The sequence below is a fragment of the Pseudomonas avellanae BPIC 631 genome (assembly GCF_000444135.1).
Taxonomy (GTDB): domain Bacteria; phylum Pseudomonadota; class Gammaproteobacteria; order Pseudomonadales; family Pseudomonadaceae; genus Aquipseudomonas; species Aquipseudomonas avellanae.
The window spans coordinates 1-433 of sequence record NZ_ATDK01000538.1 but is presented as its reverse complement, the minus strand read 5'-3'; the positions used below and the strand labels follow the sequence as shown (position 1 = coordinate 433).

The following is a 433-nucleotide window of genomic DNA, read 5'->3' as shown; positions in this document are numbered from 1 at the left end:
GATTATCGAAATGATGACGGAAATGATGTCCAAGCATCATGAGAGTCCATCCCTAACTCAATAGCCGGGTGTTGCACTCAGCCTCTGAAACCGCCCCGTTATGAGTCATGACTCGCAGATGCTGGAAACCGTGCCGTGGCAAGAAGGCTATTATGCCGGCATTGTTTTTGGGTATGACTCGCGAGATGAAGAGCATCCTTATGAAGGGCGGGAGGCCGCCGCCTGGGAAAAAGGACGAGTTCAGGGGCTAGCTGACATCTACAAGATGGAGTAAGGGCTACCGCGCCCAGCGGCTTGGTGGCTGCTGCTAACCAGGGTGACAAGTCACCCTGTCTGTTGTCGCTGACCGAAAACTGACCCAGTAGAGGCTGTTCTGCCGACTGAAAACTGACCCAGGTGTTCAACTGCTTCTGCTCACTTTTTGAGCAGGAGA

General features: G+C 53.3%; 1 protein-coding gene. It reads left to right on the top strand.

Annotated features, from left to right (window positions below; all coding sequences use genetic code 11):
* Positions 1-118 precede the first annotated feature (118 nt).
* On the top strand, positions 119-274 hold the full coding sequence (locus DW49_RS1000000132955) for a hypothetical protein (RefSeq protein WP_154655506.1): 156 nt from the start codon (positions 119-121) through the stop codon (positions 272-274).
* Positions 275-433: the final 159 nt, after the last annotated feature.